At 62.9% G+C, this 17,450-nt stretch carries 20 protein-coding genes; 10 read left to right on the top strand and 10 right to left on the bottom strand.

Annotated features, from left to right (window positions below):
• Positions 1-36: 36 nt before the first annotated feature.
• Complete coding sequence (locus AC0L2C_RS23000; protein WP_473524526.1) at positions 37-810, bottom strand: HpcH/HpaI aldolase family protein; 774 nt, start codon at positions 808-810, stop codon at positions 37-39.
• A gap of 212 nt (positions 811-1,022) precedes the next feature.
• Positions 1,023-1,343, bottom strand: coding sequence for a DUF1476 domain-containing protein (locus tag AC0L2C_RS22995; protein WP_473524525.1), 321 nt, complete (start codon positions 1,341-1,343; stop codon positions 1,023-1,025).
• Positions 1,344-1,619: 276 nt separating this feature from the next.
• Here AC0L2C_RS22995 and purC point away from each other — a divergent pair, with 276 nt between their 5' ends.
• Genes purC through AC0L2C_RS22970 form a run of 5 tightly spaced genes read left to right on the top strand, consistent with a single transcriptional unit; the run spans position 1,620 to position 4,098 of the window.
• Positions 1,620-2,414: a phosphoribosylaminoimidazolesuccinocarboxamide synthase gene (gene purC / locus AC0L2C_RS22990; protein ID WP_023798245.1), complete on the top strand. Its 795-nt coding sequence runs from the start codon at positions 1,620-1,622 to the stop codon at positions 2,412-2,414.
• A gap of 42 nt (positions 2,415-2,456) precedes the next feature.
• Entirely contained in the window at positions 2,457-2,699 is a 243-nt protein-coding gene (purS, locus tag AC0L2C_RS22985; RefSeq protein ID WP_023798246.1) for a phosphoribosylformylglycinamidine synthase subunit PurS, read from the top strand.
• Between the two features lie 18 nt (positions 2,700-2,717).
• On the top strand, positions 2,718-2,972 hold the full coding sequence (locus AC0L2C_RS22980) for a hypothetical protein (RefSeq protein ID WP_287237526.1): 255 nt from the start codon (positions 2,718-2,720) through the stop codon (positions 2,970-2,972).
• Positions 2,969-3,637, top strand: a complete 669-nt coding sequence (gene purQ / locus AC0L2C_RS22975) for a phosphoribosylformylglycinamidine synthase subunit PurQ (RefSeq protein WP_473524524.1) — start codon at positions 2,969-2,971, stop codon at positions 3,635-3,637. The genes AC0L2C_RS22980 and purQ overlap by 4 nt, the downstream gene beginning before the upstream one ends.
• Before the next feature lie 44 nt (positions 3,638-3,681).
• Positions 3,682-4,098 carry a hypothetical protein gene (locus tag AC0L2C_RS22970; RefSeq protein ID WP_287237525.1) on the top strand — a complete coding sequence of 139 codons (417 nt, stop codon included), beginning with the start codon at positions 3,682-3,684 and terminating at the stop codon, positions 4,096-4,098.
• A gap of 39 nt (positions 4,099-4,137) precedes the next feature.
• Here the strand turns inward: AC0L2C_RS22970 and AC0L2C_RS22965 are convergent, their stop codons facing one another.
• Entirely contained in the window at positions 4,138-4,383 is a 246-nt protein-coding gene (locus AC0L2C_RS22965) for a DUF1127 domain-containing protein (RefSeq protein WP_287237524.1), read from the bottom strand.
• Positions 4,384-4,476: 93 nt separating this feature from the next.
• Between AC0L2C_RS22965 and AC0L2C_RS22960 the strand changes: the two genes are divergently transcribed.
• The 5 genes from AC0L2C_RS22960 (at position 4,477) to AC0L2C_RS22940 (ending at position 10,452) form a co-directional block, all read left to right on the top strand.
• Positions 4,477-5,889 (top strand): aminotransferase-like domain-containing protein, encoded by a 1,413-nt coding sequence (locus AC0L2C_RS22960; protein ID WP_473524523.1) that lies wholly within the window; start codon positions 4,477-4,479, stop codon positions 5,887-5,889.
• A gap of 143 nt (positions 5,890-6,032) precedes the next feature.
• On the top strand, positions 6,033-8,273 hold the full coding sequence (purL, locus tag AC0L2C_RS22955) for a phosphoribosylformylglycinamidine synthase subunit PurL (RefSeq protein ID WP_473524522.1): 2,241 nt from the start codon (positions 6,033-6,035) through the stop codon (positions 8,271-8,273).
• 80 nt (positions 8,274-8,353) lie between these two features.
• Positions 8,354-8,587, top strand: a complete 234-nt coding sequence (locus tag AC0L2C_RS22950) for a BolA/IbaG family iron-sulfur metabolism protein (RefSeq protein ID WP_023798252.1) — start codon at positions 8,354-8,356, stop codon at positions 8,585-8,587.
• Positions 8,588-8,761: 174 nt separating this feature from the next.
• Positions 8,762-9,097, top strand: a complete 336-nt coding sequence (grxD, locus tag AC0L2C_RS22945) for a Grx4 family monothiol glutaredoxin (protein WP_023798253.1) — start codon at positions 8,762-8,764, stop codon at positions 9,095-9,097.
• Between the two features lie 110 nt (positions 9,098-9,207).
• Entirely contained in the window at positions 9,208-10,452 is a 1,245-nt protein-coding gene (locus AC0L2C_RS22940; protein ID WP_473524521.1) for a multidrug effflux MFS transporter, read from the top strand.
• Between the two features lie 13 nt (positions 10,453-10,465).
• Here AC0L2C_RS22940 and AC0L2C_RS22935 read toward each other — a convergent pair whose 3' ends face one another.
• The 7 genes from AC0L2C_RS22935 to AC0L2C_RS22905 all read right to left on the bottom strand — a co-directional run bounded on the left by AC0L2C_RS22935 (position 10,466) and on the right by AC0L2C_RS22905 (position 17,408).
• The gene (locus AC0L2C_RS22935; protein WP_023798255.1) at positions 10,466-10,867 is read right to left on the bottom strand and encodes an energy transducer TonB; all 402 of its coding nucleotides are present in this window, start codon (positions 10,865-10,867) and stop codon (positions 10,466-10,468) included.
• A 102-nt stretch (positions 10,868-10,969) separates the two neighbouring features.
• A complete protein-coding gene (gene pldH, locus AC0L2C_RS22930; RefSeq protein ID WP_473524520.1) occupies positions 10,970-11,716 on the bottom strand; it encodes a pyridoxal 4-dehydrogenase, SDR-type in 747 nt (248 codons plus the stop codon).
• 29 nt (positions 11,717-11,745) lie between these two features.
• Positions 11,746-12,924 carry a pyridoxamine--pyruvate transaminase gene (ppaT, locus tag AC0L2C_RS22925; protein ID WP_287376026.1) on the bottom strand — a complete coding sequence of 393 codons (1,179 nt, stop codon included), beginning with the start codon at positions 12,922-12,924 and terminating at the stop codon, positions 11,746-11,748.
• Positions 12,925-12,950: 26 nt separating this feature from the next.
• Positions 12,951-13,757 (bottom strand): 4-pyridoxolactonase, encoded by an 807-nt coding sequence (gene pldA, locus AC0L2C_RS22920; RefSeq protein ID WP_091591383.1) that lies wholly within the window; start codon positions 13,755-13,757, stop codon positions 12,951-12,953.
• Between the two features lie 48 nt (positions 13,758-13,805).
• Positions 13,806-14,741: a putative B6 ABC transporter permease subunit 1 gene (locus AC0L2C_RS22915; protein WP_473524519.1), complete on the bottom strand. Its 936-nt coding sequence runs from the start codon at positions 14,739-14,741 to the stop codon at positions 13,806-13,808.
• Positions 14,742-14,745: 4 nt separating this feature from the next.
• Positions 14,746-15,843, bottom strand: coding sequence for a putative B6 ABC transporter permease subunit 2 (locus AC0L2C_RS22910; protein WP_473524518.1), 1,098 nt, complete (start codon positions 15,841-15,843; stop codon positions 14,746-14,748).
• The gene (locus AC0L2C_RS22905) at positions 15,840-17,408 is read right to left on the bottom strand and encodes a putative B6 ABC transporter ATP-binding protein (protein ID WP_473524517.1); all 1,569 of its coding nucleotides are present in this window, start codon (positions 17,406-17,408) and stop codon (positions 15,840-15,842) included. The genes AC0L2C_RS22910 and AC0L2C_RS22905 overlap by 4 nt, the downstream gene beginning before the upstream one ends.
• Positions 17,409-17,450 lie beyond the last annotated feature (42 nt).

The following is a 17,450-nucleotide window of genomic DNA, read 5'->3' as shown; positions in this document are numbered from 1 at the left end:
TTTAAGCGCGTTACATTCCCTTCAATGCGACGCGCTTTAGGCGCTGATCGAGTCCCTCACGCTCTTCAGCAGGGTCTTTGCCCCCAGGCCGATCAGCGCATGCTCGGAGCCCATCGCCAGCAGCCGGTAGCCCATCGACACCACACGGCCGGCGATGGCCGGCTCGATGACGTAGATCGCGGCATGCTTGCCGGCCTTGCGCGTCCGCTCGGCGATCGAGGCGACTGTTTCCATCATGCTTTCGAGCGTCGAGTTGACGGCGGCGCCGTTCGACCAGGCAATCGAAAAATCCGATGGGCCTAGGAAGATGCCGTCGATACCCGGCGTGTCGAGGATGTCGTCGAGTGCATCGAGCGCGGCGCGCGTCTCGACCATGGCGAAGGCCATGGTGCGCGCGTTGCTGTCGCGCAGCCAGTCGGCATAGTCGCCCTTGCCATGACGCGGAAAGGCGTAAGTCGGGCCCCAGGAACGCTCGCCGAGCGGCGGATACTTCATGGCGGCAGCGAACAGCCTGGCGTCCGCCACCGAATTCACCATCGGCGCAATCACCGCCTCGGCGCCGAAATCGAGCGCGCGGCTGGCCATGTCGAAGCGGCCGACCGGAATGCGCACCAGCGCCGGTTTGCTGGCGGCCAGCACCGGCGCAAGGCCGCGCAGCACGCTGTCCTCATGATGTCCGCCATGCTGCATGTCGAGCGTGACGGCATCGAAACCCTGTCTGGCAAGAATCTCGACCGTCAGGGCATCAGGCACGCCGGACCATGCGGTGCACAAGGTTTCATCGGCCACAAGGCGTGACTTGAGGGACATGGGCGCCTTCCTTATTCGACCTCGCATCGGCCCAAAATCGCCGACAAAGTCGGCCCGACGCGAGGAGTCAAAGTTTTAGAGCGTACTTTCCGAATGGATGCACGTCACTCTAATGCAGTTCAGCCGGAAACAGCTGCAAAGGCAAAGAAAAACCGCCCGGAGGGGCGAGGCGGTCGATTGGTCCAGCGTGTCGATTGGCTCAGAGCAAAGGGTCAGGTGTTCTTGGTCTGCTCGATTGCCTGCGCCATCAGATCGTCCATGGTGCGGCGAATCTGATGATCCGACTGGACGACCCCGGCTTCGTCGAAATCCTTGCGGATCTTGCGGAAAACGTCGTGGTCGCCGGCTTCCTCGATATCGGCGAGGACGACCTGGCTGGCATAGGCTTCGGCGTCGGCCCCGGCCTTGCCGAGCTTTTCAGCGGCCCACAGGCCGAGCGCCTTGTTGCGGCGGGCCGCAGCCTTGAACCGGAGTTCCTCGTCGATTACGAACTTGCGCTCGAAGCCCTCCTCGCGATCTTTCATGCTGCTCATGGCATCCCTCCGGTCAAATCCGATTTGGTTGGCAGTCGAAATATGTGTCTTGCCCAGCACAAACCAAAAGGCCGCGGGCCGGTCAATATGCTACATCACTTGCTGCGCTGCGGCATTTCATTCCGGAAAGCGGTGATTGAAAGGATTTGCCGATTGAGCAAACACTGCGATTGGGATAGACACCGGCATTGAACCCCTACCGTTGCCGCACTAATTTAGGCGTACGGACAGGAACTGGTCGCTTGCCGCTGCCCGGAAATCCAGAGAAAAGATCAGATGAAAAATCGCCGCCGCATTTATGAAGGCAAGGCCAAGATCCTCTATGAGGGCCCTGAGCCGGGAACACTGATCCAGTTCTTCAAGGACGACGCGACCGCTTTCAACAAGAAGAAGCACGAAATCGTCGATGGCAAGGGCGTGCTCAACAACCGCATTTCCGAGCACATCTTCAACCATCTCAACCGGATGGGCATTCCGACCCATTTCATCCGCCGGCTCAACATGCGCGAGCAGCTGATCAAGGAAGTCGAGATCATCCCGCTCGAGGTGGTCGTGCGCAATGTCGCCGCCGGCTCGCTGGCCAAGCGTCTCGGCATCGAGGAAGGCACCGTACTGCCGCGCTCGATCATCGAATTCTATTACAAGGCCGATGCGCTCGACGACCCGATGGTGTCTGAAGAGCACATCACCGCTTTCGGCTGGGCAAGCCCGCAGGAGATCGACGACGTCATGGCGCTGGCCATCCGCGTCAACGACTTCCTCTCCGGCTTGTTCATGGGAGTCGGGATCCAGCTTGTCGACTTCAAGATCGAATGCGGCCGGCTGTTCGAAGGCGACATGATGCGCATCGTCGTTGCCGACGAGATCTCGCCGGACTCGTGCCGTCTGTGGGACGTGGCGACCCAGGACAAGCTCGACAAGGATCGTTTCCGCCGCGACATGGGCGGTCTGGTCGAAGCCTATCAGGAAGTCGCCCGCCGCCTCGGCATCATGAACGAGAACGAGCCGCCGCGTCCCGCCGGGCCGGTGCTCGTCGCCTCGACCGATGGCCTCAAAGGCAAGCCGCACTGAGCTTTCTTGCCGCTCAACACGTCGAACAGGAGCATGTCCAGCGTGATCAAGGCCCGCATTACCGTCACTCTCAAGAACGGCGTGCTCGACCCGCAAGGCAAGGCGATCGAACACGCATTGTCCGGGATGGGCTTTGACGGCGTCGGCCAGGTGCGGCAGGGCAAGGTTTTCGACGTCGAGCTTGCCGAGAGCGACAAGGCCAAGGCCGAGGCCGATCTCAAAGCCATGTGCGACAAGCTTCTGGCGAATACGGTGATTGAGAACTATAGTGTGGCCATTACCTGAGGTTGTGCCGGAGGGTATATGACTGAAGCCACCAACGAGTTGATGTGCGGGCTCCTGAAGCGTGTGCACCACGAAGTTGCTGAACTTCGACAAGACGTTTCCGAAGTGAAGCGGGAGTTGAACGTAGTTCGGGGTCACATGGTCGCAACGCAAAGCGACATCCATAACATCTACGGCATTCTTGGCCGTCAAGACGATCGTCTCGAACGCATAGAGCGCCGTCTCGAATTGCGCGAACTTGCCGAAGCCCAGGGGCCTTACGAACCGAAATGAAATCAGCCGTCGTTCTTCTGCCGGGCCTCAACCGTGACCGCGATATGATCGCGGCGCTGACCAAGATTTCGGGAACGCCGCCGGTCACGGTCTGGCAGACCGACACCGAAATCCGCGACGTCGACCTGATCGCCATTCCGGGCGGCTTCTCCTTCGGCGATTATCTGCGCTGCGGCGCCATTGCCGCGCGCATGCCGGTGATGCGGGCGGTCGCCGAAAAGGCGGCCAAGGGCGTCATGGTCATCGGCGTCTGCAACGGCTTCCAGATCCTGGTCGAGGCCGGCCTTTTGCCAGGCGCCTTGATGCGCAACACGTCGCTGAAATTCGTCTGCCGGCAGGTCAAGCTGCAGATCGCCAACGCCAACACGATGTTCACCCGCCGCTATCAGCCGGGCCAGATCATCCGCTCGCCGGTGGCGCATCATGACGGCAATTATTTTGCCGACGCCGAGACGTTGCGCAGGCTGGAAGGCGAAGGCCAGGTCGTGTTCCGCTATGCCGAAGGCACCAATCCCAACGGCTCGATCAACGACATTGCCGGCATCATCAACGGCCAGGGCAATGTGCTCGGCCTGATGCCGCATCCCGAGAACCTGATCGAAACAGCGCATGGCGGCAGCGACGGCCGGGCACTCTTCGAAAGTGCGCTTGGCATCGCCGCTTGATTCTTCAGCGTTCATCCCCTTCCCGAACTCGACATAGGCGCCGCATGAGCCCGAGACAGACGATCGCCCGCCTCGCTCTCGCCGCCGCCGCCGGCCTTGTGCTCGCCTCCTGCCAGTCGAAGCAGAAGAACGCGCCGGCGCCTTCGGGCAAGAGTGCGGCGCTGCTTGCCATGGAACAGGTGGCGATCGCCGCCCACAAATGCTGGATCGCCAGCAAGGATCCCGCTTTCAAGCCCTATCAGATGGCCAACGAGTTGAATTCGTTCACCGGCACGCCGCGCTTCCTGCTGGTTCCGGTCAAGCATTATGGCGGAAAGCCGTTGCTGGTCGTGCAGGCACAGGGCAATTCACGCCGGGTCGACGTGTACGGTCCGCTGATGGCCGAACCGCTCGGCGCACGCATCGGCTCAGACATTGCCCGCTGGCAGGCTGGCAATCAGGCCTGCGGTGCGGCTGCATAGGGCAGTGAGCCGCTGCCTGCAGTCGAAGCCGGCGTATTCTCAGTCCCAGAACGGCCTCAGCCCCTCACGATGGGCGTCGGCACGCGAGATGCCGATATCCTTGAGCTGATCGTCGGTCATTTCCAGCAAGACCAGTCGGCTGCGCCGGCGATCCAGCAAGCGGCCGATCCGGTTTGTGAGTGAGGTGACCATTCGCACCAGGCGGCGGACATAGCCTTGTCGGCCTGACGGGCGGGCTCCGGGCAATTCAGCTCTCATGTAACGGATTGTATCGATTGCAGCCATTTTTTTGCTACCAAAATTCGAGATTGTACCTATTTGTTGCGCGATCACATATGTATTGACTCTCAAAACGGTGCAATATAGAAAATTGTCACCATGACAAATTGGCGTCCCGACCTTTCCGCCGGCTCCGGGCCGCTCTATCAGCGGCTGGCAGATTCCATCGAAACGGACATCGACCGTGGCGTGATCGCCGCCGGGGCAAAACTGCCGCCGCAGCGCGATCTTGCATATGACATCGGCACGACCGTCGGCACGGTCGGCAGGGCCTACCAATTGTTGCGCGAGCGGGGCCTGGTGAGCGGCGAAGTCGGACGCGGAACCTATGTGCTTGGCCGGCATGACACCAAGACCGATCTGCTGGCGCCCGACCCGCAGGTGGAAGGCACGCGCTATATCGATGCGCCTCGCGGCAAACTGCGCTTCGACAGCACGGCTGCGCCTGATACCGGCCAGGGCGCCATTGTCGCCGATGTGCTTTCGCGCACGGCGCAGGAGCATCCGTACGAGATTTCAAGCTATACGCGGGATTTTCCCAACCGCTGGGTCGAGGCCGGCTGCAGCTGGCTGTCGCGAAATTCGTTTCGCCCAAGCCCCGATGGCATCGTTCCGACGCTCGGCACCCATGCCGCGGTTATGGCGGCGATTGCCGCGCTGACCACGCCCGGCGACTATATCGTCTTCGAGCACCTCACCTATTCGCAGATTTCTCGCAGCGCCGGCCTGATCGGCCGCCGCACTGCGCTGGTGACGTCGGACGCGGAAGGGCTCGATCCAGAGGATTTCGAGCGCGTCTGCGCGCAAAAACACCCGAAAATGATGTTCCTGATGCCGACGGCACAGAACCCCACACTGGTGACGCTGTCGGCGACGCGCCGCGAGGCCATCGCGCGCGTCGCGCGCGAATACAATGTCATCCTGATCGAGGACGATCTCTATGGCGATCTGACCGACGACCCGACGCCGCTCCTGGCCGAATATGCCCCCGAACGGACCATCGTTGCCGGCGGCCTGTCGAAATCGGTTGCGGCCGGCGTTCGCGGCGGCTGGCTCGCTTGTCCGCCGGCCTATCGCCACCGGATCCGGGTCGCTCACAAGATGCTGACGGGTGGCCTCCCCTTCCTGCTGGCGGAAGTGTGTAGCCGACTGGTTCTGTCCGGCCAGGCCAGCGAGATGCGCAAGCGCAGCATCGTCGAGATCAACGCGCGCGTGGCGATCGTGCGCGAGACACTAGCCGGGTTCGACTTCAACGCACTAGACAATGTGCCCTTCGTCTGGCTCACCCTGCCTGATCCATGGCTTTCCGGCACCTTCAAGAACGCCTGTCTCGAACATGGCGTGCTCATCGACGATGAGGACGAGTTCAAGGCCGGGCGTTCCGAGCAGGTTTTTCACGGCGTGCGGTTTGGCGTTTCACAGCCGGAGCGACGAGAGGACATCGCGGGCGGCGTCGGCGTGATCCGGCGGCTGCTGGACGAGGGCCGCGCCGGCTACGACAGTTTCTCCTGAACCGGCTTGAAACCGGCGGGCAGAGTGGCGATCTTTCGCTACTTGCTGCACCCTTTCCATCGTTTTTCGTCGCTTGATGGGTGTATCGGCTGCAAAGCTTGCGATAAGACGGGACTCGATCCCAAGGACATAAATTGCCGCCCATGACCATTTCCAATTCCGTGCCGATCACTCCGGAACTCATTGCCGCGCACGGGCTGAAGCCCGACGAATATCAGCGCATCCTCGACCTGGTCGGGCGCGAGCCGAGCTTTACCGAGCTCGGCATCTTTTCGGCGATGTGGAACGAGCACTGCTCGTATAAATCCTCGAAAAAGTGGCTGCGCACGCTGCCCACCACCGGCCCGCAGGTCATCCAGGGCCCGGGCGAGAATGCCGGCGTGGTCGATATCGGCGACGGCGACTGCGTCGTCTTCAAGATGGAGAGCCACAACCACCCCTCCTTCATCGAGCCCTATCAGGGTGCGGCGACCGGCGTCGGCGGCATCCTGCGCGATGTCTTCACCATGGGCGCCCGGCCGATCGCGGCAATGAACGCGCTGCGCTTCGGCGCGCCGAACCATCCCAAGACCAGGCACCTGGTTGCCGGCGTCGTTGCCGGCGTCGGCGGCTACGGCAATTCCTTCGGCGTGCCGACGGTCGGCGGCGAAGTCAATTTCGACGCGCGCTACAATGGCAACATCCTGGTCAACGCCTTTGCGGCGGGGCTGGCCAAGACCGATGCGATCTTCCTGTCGGAAGCCAAGGGCGTCGGCCTGCCGGTCGTCTATCTCGGCGCCAAGACCGGCCGCGACGGTGTCGGCGGCGCCACCATGGCCTCGGCCGAATTCGACGACAGGATCGACGAGAAGCGGCCCACCGTTCAGGTCGGCGACCCGTTCACCGAAAAATGCCTGCTCGAAGCCTGCCTCGAACTGATGGCGTCCGGCGCCGTCATCGCCATCCAGGACATGGGTGCTGCCGGCCTCACCTGCTCGGCGGTCGAGATGGGCGCCAAGGGCGACCTCGGCATCGAGCTCGACCTCGACAAGGTGCCGGTGCGCGAGGAGCGCATGAGCGCCTATGAGATGATGCTGTCGGAGAGCCAGGAGCGGATGCTGATGGTGCTGCGCCCCGAAAAGGAAAAGCAAGCCGAGGCGATCTTCCACAAATGGGGCCTCGACTTCGCCATCGTCGGCAAGACAACCGACGATCTGCGCTTTCGCGTGCTGCACCAGGGCGACGAAGTCGCCAATCTGCCGATCAAGGACCTTGGCGACCAGGCGCCGGAATATGACCGTCCCTGGACCGAGCCGAAGAAGCCGGCGCCGCTGGCGGCCGGCGATGCACCGCAAGCGGATGTCGCCGAGGCGCTGCTGAAACTGCTTGGCGGGCCCGACCTGTCCTCGCGTCGCTGGGTATGGGAACAATACGACACGCTGATCCAGGGCAATTCGCTGCAGCTTCCGGGTGGCGATGCCGGCGTGGTGCGCGTCGAGGGCCATCCGACCAAGGCGCTCGCCTTCTCCTCCGACGTGACGCCGCGCTATTGCGAGGCCGACCCTTACGAGGGCGGCAAGCAGGCGGTGGCCGAATGCTGGCGCAATCTTACCGCCACCGGCGCCCTGCCGCTCGCGGCCACCGACAACCTCAATTTCGGCAACCCGGAACGACCCGAGATCATGGGCCAGTTGGTCGGCGCCGTGAAAGGCATCGGCGACGCCTGTCGCGCGCTCGGCTTTCCGATCGTCTCCGGCAATGTCTCGCTCTACAACGAAACCAACGGGCAAGGCATCTTGCCGACGCCGACCATCGGCGGCGTCGGACTGATCGCCGACTGGTCCCAGATGGCGCGGATCGGCTTTGCCGCCGAGGGCCAGATGATCCTGCTGGTCGGCGCGCCGTCGATGTGGGGAACGCATCTCGCCCAGTCGGCCTATATGCGCGACATCCATGGCCGCACCGATGGCCCGCCGCCGCCGGTCGACCTCGACCACGAAAAGCGCGTCGGCGACCATGTACGCACTCTGATCGCCTCCGGCGTCGTCACATCAGCGCATGACGTTTCCGATGGCGGCATTGCCGTCGCGCTGGCCGAAATGGCGATGGCGTCCGGCATCGGCGCAACCGTCCCCGGCCTGGTCGGGACCGACCCGATCCCGGTCTGGTTCGGCGAGGATCAGGGCCGCTACCTCTTGACGCTGTCGATCGATCCGCAAAGCGAGGAATGGGACGCCATTCGCGAAGAGCAGAGCAAGCTCGGCATCTTCGCGCCGTGGATCGGCTCGACCGGCGGCAGCGACCTGAAACTCGGCGAGGCGCGGGCGATCCCTGTCGGCGAATTGACCGCTGCCCACGAATCCTGGTTTCCTCGCTTCATGGCAAATAAGGTCGTGGACCCCTGATTTGATCGAGCGGGGTCGTTGCGGTGTGGTTCATCCGCCGTTTCGATCATATCTATGAGATCTGAACAAGGAATCCTCGCATGGCAATGGACGCGCACGACATCGAACGGTTGATCAAGGAAGGCATTCCGGACGCCAAGGTGACGATTCGCGACCTGGCCGGCGACGGCGACCATTATGCGGCCGAAGTGGTGGCCGAAAGCTTTCGCGGCAAAAGCCGCGTCCAGCAGCATCAGATGGTCTATGACGCGCTGAAGGGCAATATGGGCGGCGTGCTGCACGCGCTCGCACTGCAGACCAGCGTGCCGGAATAAGCTTTTTTAGGGCTTTGCTGGCTTGGGAAGATAGCCGTCCGATGCTCTTGGCCCAGGCCATCCGTTGCGCCATTTGCGTGACAAGGCGGCAAACGTCTTGTTTCAGGCAACCTATGGGTTTATTTGAAAGGGTATGTTTCGAGCCCGGCTCCCGCGGGCATGAAAGGATTTTCTATGAGCGGTATCAACGACTACATCGACAGCGAAGTGAAGGCTAACGACGTCGTTCTCTTCATGAAGGGCACGCCCGGTTTCCCGCAATGCGGATTTTCCGGTCAGGTCGTGCAGATCCTCGACTATATCGGGGCCGACTACAAGGGCGTCGACGTGCTGACCTCGGCCGAGCTGCGGCAAGGTATCAAGGAATACTCCAACTGGCCGACGATCCCTCAGCTCTACGTCAAGGGTGAGTTCGTCGGCGGTTGCGACATCGTCCGCGAGATGTTCCAGGCAGGCGAACTGCAGACGTTCCTCGTCGAAAAGGGCGTCAGCGTCAAAGGCGCCGCCTGACGGACATTTAGGGCACTTCGCCAAGCTGATTATCTCCCCGGTATCGGGGCACAAGACGAATGAATGCGCCGGTGCGCCGGCGCTTTTTCGTTTGAAGATCGGACTTTGCCGTGGATCAGCATGCAGAAGCGCAGCAACAGGCAAGCACCTTGCCTATTCCGCGCTGGGAATTCATCGCGCTGTGCGCGGCATTGATGGCGCTCAACTCGCTGGCCATCGACATCATGCTGCCGGCGCTGCAGCAGATCGGCGCCTCGCTGGGCGTGGAAAATGAAAACCACCGCCAATATGTGATTGCCGCGTACATTCTCGGCTTTGGCGGCGGACAGCTCTTCTTCGGGCCGATCTCGGACCGCTTCGGACGCCGCGCTCCGCTCGTCGTCGGACTGGTTATCTACGTCGCAGCGGCGAGTGCGGCGGCGATCGCTCCGACATTCGCTACGCTTATCCTGTGCCGGGTGGTGCAAGGCATCGGCGCCGCGGCCACACGCGTCATCGCCGTCTCGATCGTGCGCGACACGTTCGATGGCCGGCGCATGGCTGAGGTGATGTCGCTGATCTTCATGGTGTTCATGGCCATTCCGGTGGTGGCGCCAGGCATCGGCCAGTTCATCATGCTGTTTGCCTCCTGGCACTGGATCTTCATCACCATGGCGGCCGGGGCGCTGATCGTGTCGGCGTGGGCGCTGCTGCGGCTGCCCGAAACGCTGCATCCCGAATATCGCCGGCCGCTGACGGCATCATCCGTCCTTGGCGGTTTCCGCATCGTGCTGACCAATCGCATCGCGCTATGCTATGCCTTCGCCAGCACTTTTGCCTTCGGTGCGATGTTCGGCTTCATCAACTCGGCGCAGCAGATCTATGTCGACGTCTTCGGCGTCGGCGAGATGTTCCCGGTGATTTTCGCAGGGATCGCCGGCGTGCTCTCCTTTTCGAGCTATCTGAATTCGCGCCTTGTCGGCCGCATCGGCATGCGCCGCCTGTCGCAAAGCGCGCTGCTCTTGTTTCTGGCCATCAGCCTCGCCTGGCTGGTCGTTTCCATCCAGATGAAGATGCCGCTCTGGCTTTTCATCACCTTCTTTGCCTGCACGATGGTCCCGTTCGGCGCACTCGGCGCGAATTTCAACGCGCTCGCCATGGAGCCGCTCGGCCAGTTGGCCGGGACAGCGTCGTCCATTCTGGGCTTCATGCAGACCTTCCTCGGCGGCGTGCTCGGCACGCTGATCGGCCAAGCCTTCAACGGCACGGTGACGCCCTTGGCCGCCGGATTCTGCAGCGTTTCGCTTGGCGCATTGGTGATGGTGCTGATCGCCGAGCGCGGCAAATTCTTCCAGCCGCAGAACCCGCCGGTTTAAGGCCGAACGCGTTTCAGGATTCATCCCCGCTCGCTGCGGTGAAGCGAGGGAACAGCAAACGCCCTGCGATCGCCCCACCCATCCTGTCCGAAACCGGCAGTGGCAGAGCCTTGTCGAGGGCCTCGAGGACGGAAGCGACGAAAGCCCGGTTGAGGCTGCCATCATCCCCCAGACGGGAGTAGGTGGCGCGAGGCTTGCCGATAAGTGTGCCGTTTCGGCGAATTGAGAACTGCAGCGTCAGGGTCATGCCCGCGGTTCCGGGCGGCGGCTCCCAACAGGCGACGATCGCGGAGAACATCTCGTTTATGGTGTCGACGGGTTCGGGACTGCGACAGCCGCGCTCCTGCGATGTTGCCGCGTTAGGCCCGGCAACCAGGGCAAGGGTAAGGGCGACAATTGCGGACCGAGGTTTCATCTCGGGTCTCCGGTTTCGCGCGGATAACTGTAATCGAAATTTTCGACTAAAGCTTCCATCGAGTATCAGCGCTGCGGATGGATCCTTTCAGACGTCGGCGCTTTAGTGGCGCACCATGCCGGCGTCGACATTCAGCGTCTGGCCGGTGATCCAGCGTGCGTCATCCGAGGCCAGGAACGACACCACATCGGCGATATGTTCCGGCTGCCCTTTGCCTTTCATAGCCTGCAGCATCTCGACGAAGCCGAACGCCTCGTTGTGCGGGCTCGCCTTGACCCCATCGCTCTCGATCAGGCCCGGCGTCACCGCGTTGGCGGTGATGTTGTATTTGCCGAGTTCTGTGGCGAGCGCCCTGGTGAAGCCAATGACGCCGCCCTTGGCCGCGACATAGGCCGCCATGTTCGGCGTGCCGGCAAAGAAGCTGTTGGAGGCGATGCTGATCACCCGGCCGGCCTTGCCGGCGGCACGCATCTGGTCCGTTGCCGCGCGGCTGACGATGAAGGTTCCGGTCAGATTGACGTCGATGATCTTGCGCCAATGGTCGAGGTCGACATCGTCCCAGGCGACGAAGGGCACGATGCTGGCGTTGTTGACCAGGATATCGATGCCACCGGTCAGTGCCTGGATCTCGGCGAACAGCGCCTTGACGGATGCCGGATCGGAAATGTCGGCGGCGATCGCCTTCGCTTTTTCGCCGATCGCCGCCGCCGCCGCTTCGGCGCCTTCCGCATTGATGTCGCTGACGATGACGGTCGCGCCATCGGCGGCCAAGCGCGCGGCGATCGCCTTGCCGATGCCTTGTGCGGCCCCGGTAACCAGGGCGGTCTTTCCCGCAAGCCGTTCAGTCATCTCCGTGCTCCATGATCTGTGACTTCATCTCAGGCGTCGGCGTCGATAACGGCGAGCGCCGCGTCGATGCCTTTGCCGACCGCGAGCTTTTCGCCCAAAGCACTCATCGCGCCGCCAAGTGCCGTCAGCGCCGCGATCGCATAGATCGGCTGGGCGGTCGGGCCCATATGGCCGATGCGCGTCAACTTGCCCAATGTCTCGCCCCGGCCCGACGAGAACACCACGCCGTAACGGGCGCGCGCAGCCTGGCGAAGCGCCTCCTCGTCGATGCCTTCGGGCGTCCGGACGGCAGTCGTGGTCGGCGATGCGATGATGTCGCTGGCCGCCCAGATCGACAGACCCAGCGCGGCGACGCCGGCGCGCATGGCCTTGGCGGTGAGCGCGTGACGCGCCCACACCGCCGCCGGTCCCTCATTGAGGTAGAGGTCGAGCGCGACGTCGAGCCCGTTCATCTCCGCGACGGACGGCGTGAACGGAAACGGCTTGTCCTTCGACCACGCATGCTCCCAATCGACGATGCTGAGCATCGACGCGCGCGGCGCCAGTGGATTGGCCTTCATTTTCGCCCAGGCCCGCTCGCTGACGCCCATCATCGTCAGCCCGGGAGGCGCGCCGAGGCATTTGTTCGGGCCGGTGACATAAATGTCGGCCTTGCAGTCCTCCGGATGCGTTTTCATGCCGCCGAAGGACGAAACGGCGTCGACGATCAGATAGGCGCCATGCGCCGAAACCAGCGCGCCGATGGCATCGATCGGGTTGATGGTGCCCGACGGCGTGTCGTGATGGCAGACGGAAACGATGCTGATTTCCGGATGCGCTTCCAGCATTGCCGCAACCGCCTGCGGGTCGATCGCCTCGTTATAGGGCACCTCGATTTCGAGCAGATGCGGCGAATAGCGCTTTGCCCAATAGCCAAAACCCTTGCCGTAGACTCCCGAGGCAAGGTTGAGCACGACGTCGTCGGGCGTGATCAGGGAGGCTGCCGCGGCCTCCAGGCCAAGGACCGGCTCGCCATGCAGAATGACCGGCTTGTTGGACAGCCGCATCGCCTTCTGCGCCTTGTCGACCACAGCCTCATAAAAGAGCTGGAACGCCGGGTCGTAATCGTAGAGCACGGTGCGGCCGAGGCCGCGCAGCACATCGGGATAGGCGTTCACCGGCCCGGCGGTGAGCGTGATGACCGGTTCGGCGTGTTCGAGATAGCGCATGGTCTTTGTCTCTTCGTTGGCGGCGGTCAGCCGTAGAATTGCGTGCCGGTCCGATAGGTCTTGAAGTTTTCCATGTCGTGCGAATACATCAGCTCGGCCCCATAATCCTCGGCGAGCTTCTTCACCTTGCGCATCGAGTTGACACCCGCCACCGGGTCGATGTGGAAGGCCGCCTGGCACAGCGTTTCAAGGCTCTTCTGCGTGTAGGCCGCATCGATGGTGAACATGATCGGCTTGCGCTTGGGAAATTCGACCAGCAAGCTGTAATGGCCGATAGAATGGCCGGGCGTCGAGATCAATTTGACCCCCCTGGCAAGCTCGACATCGCCGTCGATGCCCTCGAAGGTCGAGTTGGCCCGCGTCGTGCCCTCCAGCAATTGCGCGGTCGCGCCACGCGCTTCGGCAGCCTCCGCCGAAAAGCTCAGATCCGAATAGCCAAGGTGCTCGAAAGGCTGAGGATTGCAGGCCTGCGGCACCTCGGTGCGATGACAGATCTTCTTGGCATGCGGAAAATACTTGTTGCCGCCGCAATGGTCGAAGTGGAAATGCGAGTTGACGACGACGTCGATATCCTTCGGCTCGAGGCCGAGCAGCGCCAGGGCGCCGGGAATGGTCTGGTGCTTTTCCTGGATCGGCTTTTCGAAAGGCAGCACCTTCATGACGTGGTCGTAGTCGTAGCCGGTGTCGATGAGAAACCGGCCCTCGGCATGCTCGATCAGGATCGAATAGACGGGAAAGCGCACTTCGCCGCCGGGGCCGCGATTCCAGAACACGTGATAGCCGTCGAGAACGAGCGAGCCACCATCGAGCAGGTAGACCTTGGTATCCGACATTTTGTTCTCTCCTCTGTTGGCGCGGGTCCCGTCCGCGCCTGAACCGGATCAGCGCACGCCGCGCTCGTATGGAATGCCGAGCGCTGCCGGCAGGCTGGCCTGCCGGCCGAACAGAACCAGCATGATCATCACCGCCAGGAACGGCAGCATCTGGATGACGTCGGTTGGTATGTTGATGCCGGCCACCTGCATGGCTGTCGTCAGCGACAGGCACACGCCGAACAACAAGGCACCGAACAGCACCCAGACCGGGCGACCACGCGCCAGCATGGCCAGCACAATGCCGAGAAAGCCCGCGCCATTGGTGATGAAGGGAATGAACAGGCCGGCGCCGACATTGGCGAGAAAGGCGCCGCCAAGCCCTGCCAGCGCTCCAGTCGTCAGCACGGCGATGGTGCGGGTTCGTGCGACGTCGATGCCGGCGACGTCAAGCGCGGCCGGCTTGTCGCCCGCCGCCTGCAGGTTCAGGCCGAGCTGCGTGCGCCGATAGATGTAGCCCATGGCGAAAACCAGTGCGACCGCCAGGTAGACGATCAGATGCTGCCTGAACAACGCCGGCCCGATCACCGGAATGCCCGACAGCAACGGAATGACGGTCACATCCACCGCTGGCAGGCGGGGATAGCTGCGCGAAAACTGGAAGTGGTGGAGCAGCGCCGTCAGGCCTTCAAGTCCCAATGTCAGCGCTATGCCGATGACGATCTGGTTCAAGCCGATGCGCACGCAAAGCAGCGCCATGACCAGCGCCACGGCGATACCGCCGCCGGCGCCGGTGAGAAAGCCCAGCCACAGCGATCCGGAATAGAAGGCGCCGACGAAGCCGAGATAGGCGCCGGCCAGCATCATGCCTTCGATGCCGATGTTGAGCACGCCGGCCCTTTCGGACATCTGTTCGCCGAGGCCAGCCAGCAGCAGCGGAATCGCCGCGGTGACGGCGCCAAACAAAAGCGCGCTGAGAAAGACTTCGCTGAACAGCCCGGTCATAACTTCAGGCCCTCCGCGACTGATTGTAGCGGTGATCGATGTATTCGGCGAGCGCGAGCACGATCAGCACGATGGAGACCAGCACCAGCGTGAAATGATTGGGCACGCCGAGGCGGCGGGCCGCGCTCTCGCCGCCGATCGACAGCACCGAAAGCAGGAACACGAAACCGATGGCGGCAAAGCCGTTCATGCGGGCGAGGAACACGACGGGAATGACCGCCAGCCCATAAGCGGGGTTCCAGTCGGCGCGGACGTTACCCTGGACGCCGAGGATATCGACAGCGCCGGCAAGTCCGGCTAGCCCGGCCGAAATGGCGAAGACGGCAATGGTGAGCTTCGGCACGCCGAGCCCCGCATGGATGGCGGCGCGTGGGTTGGCCCCGACGATCCTCAGCTTAAGGCCGAAGGCCGTGCGCGTCATCACCAGATGTACGGTGATGATCGCCGCCAGTCCCAGAAGCAGGCCGCTGGTGATGGTCGTGTCGAGCAGACGCGGCAGCCGGTCCTCGACCGGCAAGGTGCGGGTCTGCGGCACGGTCGTGCCCGGATCGCGAAACATCAGCTTGACCAGCACATTGGCGAGCGAGGTGCCCAGGAACGTCATCATCAGCGTGGTGATGATCTCGTTGACGCCCTGATAGGCCCGCAAAAGGGCCGGCACCAGCGACCAGAGCATCGCAACCGCCATGGCGATGACAAACGAGCAAATCAGCGCCAGCCAGGCAGGCATGACTTCCACGAAGAGCGGCGCGCTGGCGGCGGCCGTTACCGCGCCGAGCAGGAACTGGCCATCGCCGCCGAGATTCCACATGCCGGCGCGAAAGGCCACGATCAGGCCAGCGGCAAGAAACAGCAGCGGCGCCATGCGCGTCAGCGTCTGCTGGATGCCGAGCGGCGACAAAAGCCCTTTCTCGAGCACAAAGCCATAATAGGCAAGCGGGTCGACGCCGACGGCAAGCAGGATGCAGCCGGCGATGATAAGCGCGGCCAGTATAGGGCCGAGGGTCATCAGCAGCCGATGCTGGATATCGCGGCGCGTGACCACAGCAGCCGTGGCATCGAGTGCGGTTGCGCCGGCGGCTGGGACGGTGTCGATGCTCATGCGGCAAGTCCGATCATCAAGCGACCGATCTTGGAGCGGGCATCGCCGACATTCTCGACCGTGCCGACCAGCGAGCCGTTCGAGATGACGGCGATGCGGTCGCACATGCTGAGCAACTCCTCCAGGTCGGTGGAGATGAGCAGCACGGCAAGGCCGCGTGCCGCCGTATCGCGGATTCGCTGGCGCGAAGCCAATGTATTGGCGAGATCGAGCCCATAGGTCGGCTTGTTGAAGATCACCACTTTTGCGCCTTCGGCGAGTTCGCGCGCCAGCAGCACCTTCTGGATATTGCCGCCGGAGAGCCGGGCGACCGGCGTTTTCAGGCTGGGCGTGCGCACGTCGTATTCGCGGACGAGCTGAGCGGCGCGCTTGTCGATTTCAGCGCGCTGCTCGACGCCGTTACGCCAGAAGGGAGCGGCGCCGACCTGCTTGAGGAAGAAGTTGATCGAGACCGGAAAAGTCCCGACCGTGCCCTCGCCGAGCCGGTCGTCGGTCAGGTAGCGAAGGCCTCGCTCACGGCGTTCTCCGACGCTCAGCGCCTCGATGGGCGCGCCCTGCAGCCGCACCGAACCGCTCACCCTCGCCCGCTGGCCGGCCAGCGCTTCCGCCAGTTGCTTCTGGCCATTGCCGTCGATACCAGCGATGCCCAGCAGCTCGCCTGGACGGATGTCGAACGAAATCGATAACAGGCCCGGCGCGTCGTCTGTCGATGCGACCGCGAGTTCATGGACCTGAAGCAGCGGAGCCGCTCCGGCGTGAATGGTGCGAACCGGACGCTCGGACGCTTCCGGGTCGTCCTTCTGCTTGCCGAACATCAATTCGACGATCTCCGAAACGATCGCCTGCTCGCCTAGCGCGCGAAACCGCTCGGGAGGAATTTCGCCGACCTTGCGGCCGAGTTTCAGCACCGAGATTCGATCGCCAAAAGCCGCCGCCTCCTTGAGCTTGTGGGTGATGAAGACGATCGCCAGCCCCTGCTCGACAAGGCGGCGCATCAGCGCGCCCAGCTCATCGATGCCCTTCGGCGTCAGCATCGAGGTCGACTCGTCGAGGATCAGAATCCGGCTGTTGCGCACCATCGCGCGCAGGATCTCGACCTGCTGCTGTTCGCCGAGCGAGAGTTCCGACACCTTGGCATGCAGCTTGACCGTGATACCGAGCGCCCTGGTGATTTCGGCGACGCGCGCTTCCAGTTCCTCGGTCTTGGGCCGCTGCCACCACGGGCCGCCGAGCAACAGGTTTTGCGCGACCGTCAGCGTCGGCACCAGCATCATGTGCTGGAATACGGTTCCGATGCCGAGCGCCAGCGCATGGCGCGGCGAGGTGATCGCGATAGGCTCGCCGTCGACCAGTATGCGGCCCTCGTCCGGCTGCTGCAGGCCGGACAGCATGCCGATCAAGGTGGATTTTCCGGCGCCGTTTTCACCGAGCAGCACATGTACTTCACCCGGACGGATCGCCAGATCGACGCTGTCGTTGGCGACGACGCCGGGAAACCGTTTGGTCACGCCTTCAAGCGCGACGATGTCGTGCTTGTCGACCGACAATGAGGAAGCACTGCTCATGAAGCCAAAGCCTTGAAACTTGAAATCGGTCCGGAGGGGTGA

The sequence above is a fragment of the Mesorhizobium sp. WSM4845 genome (assembly GCF_055811455.1).
This window is presented reverse-complemented; position numbering and strand designations above follow the sequence as displayed.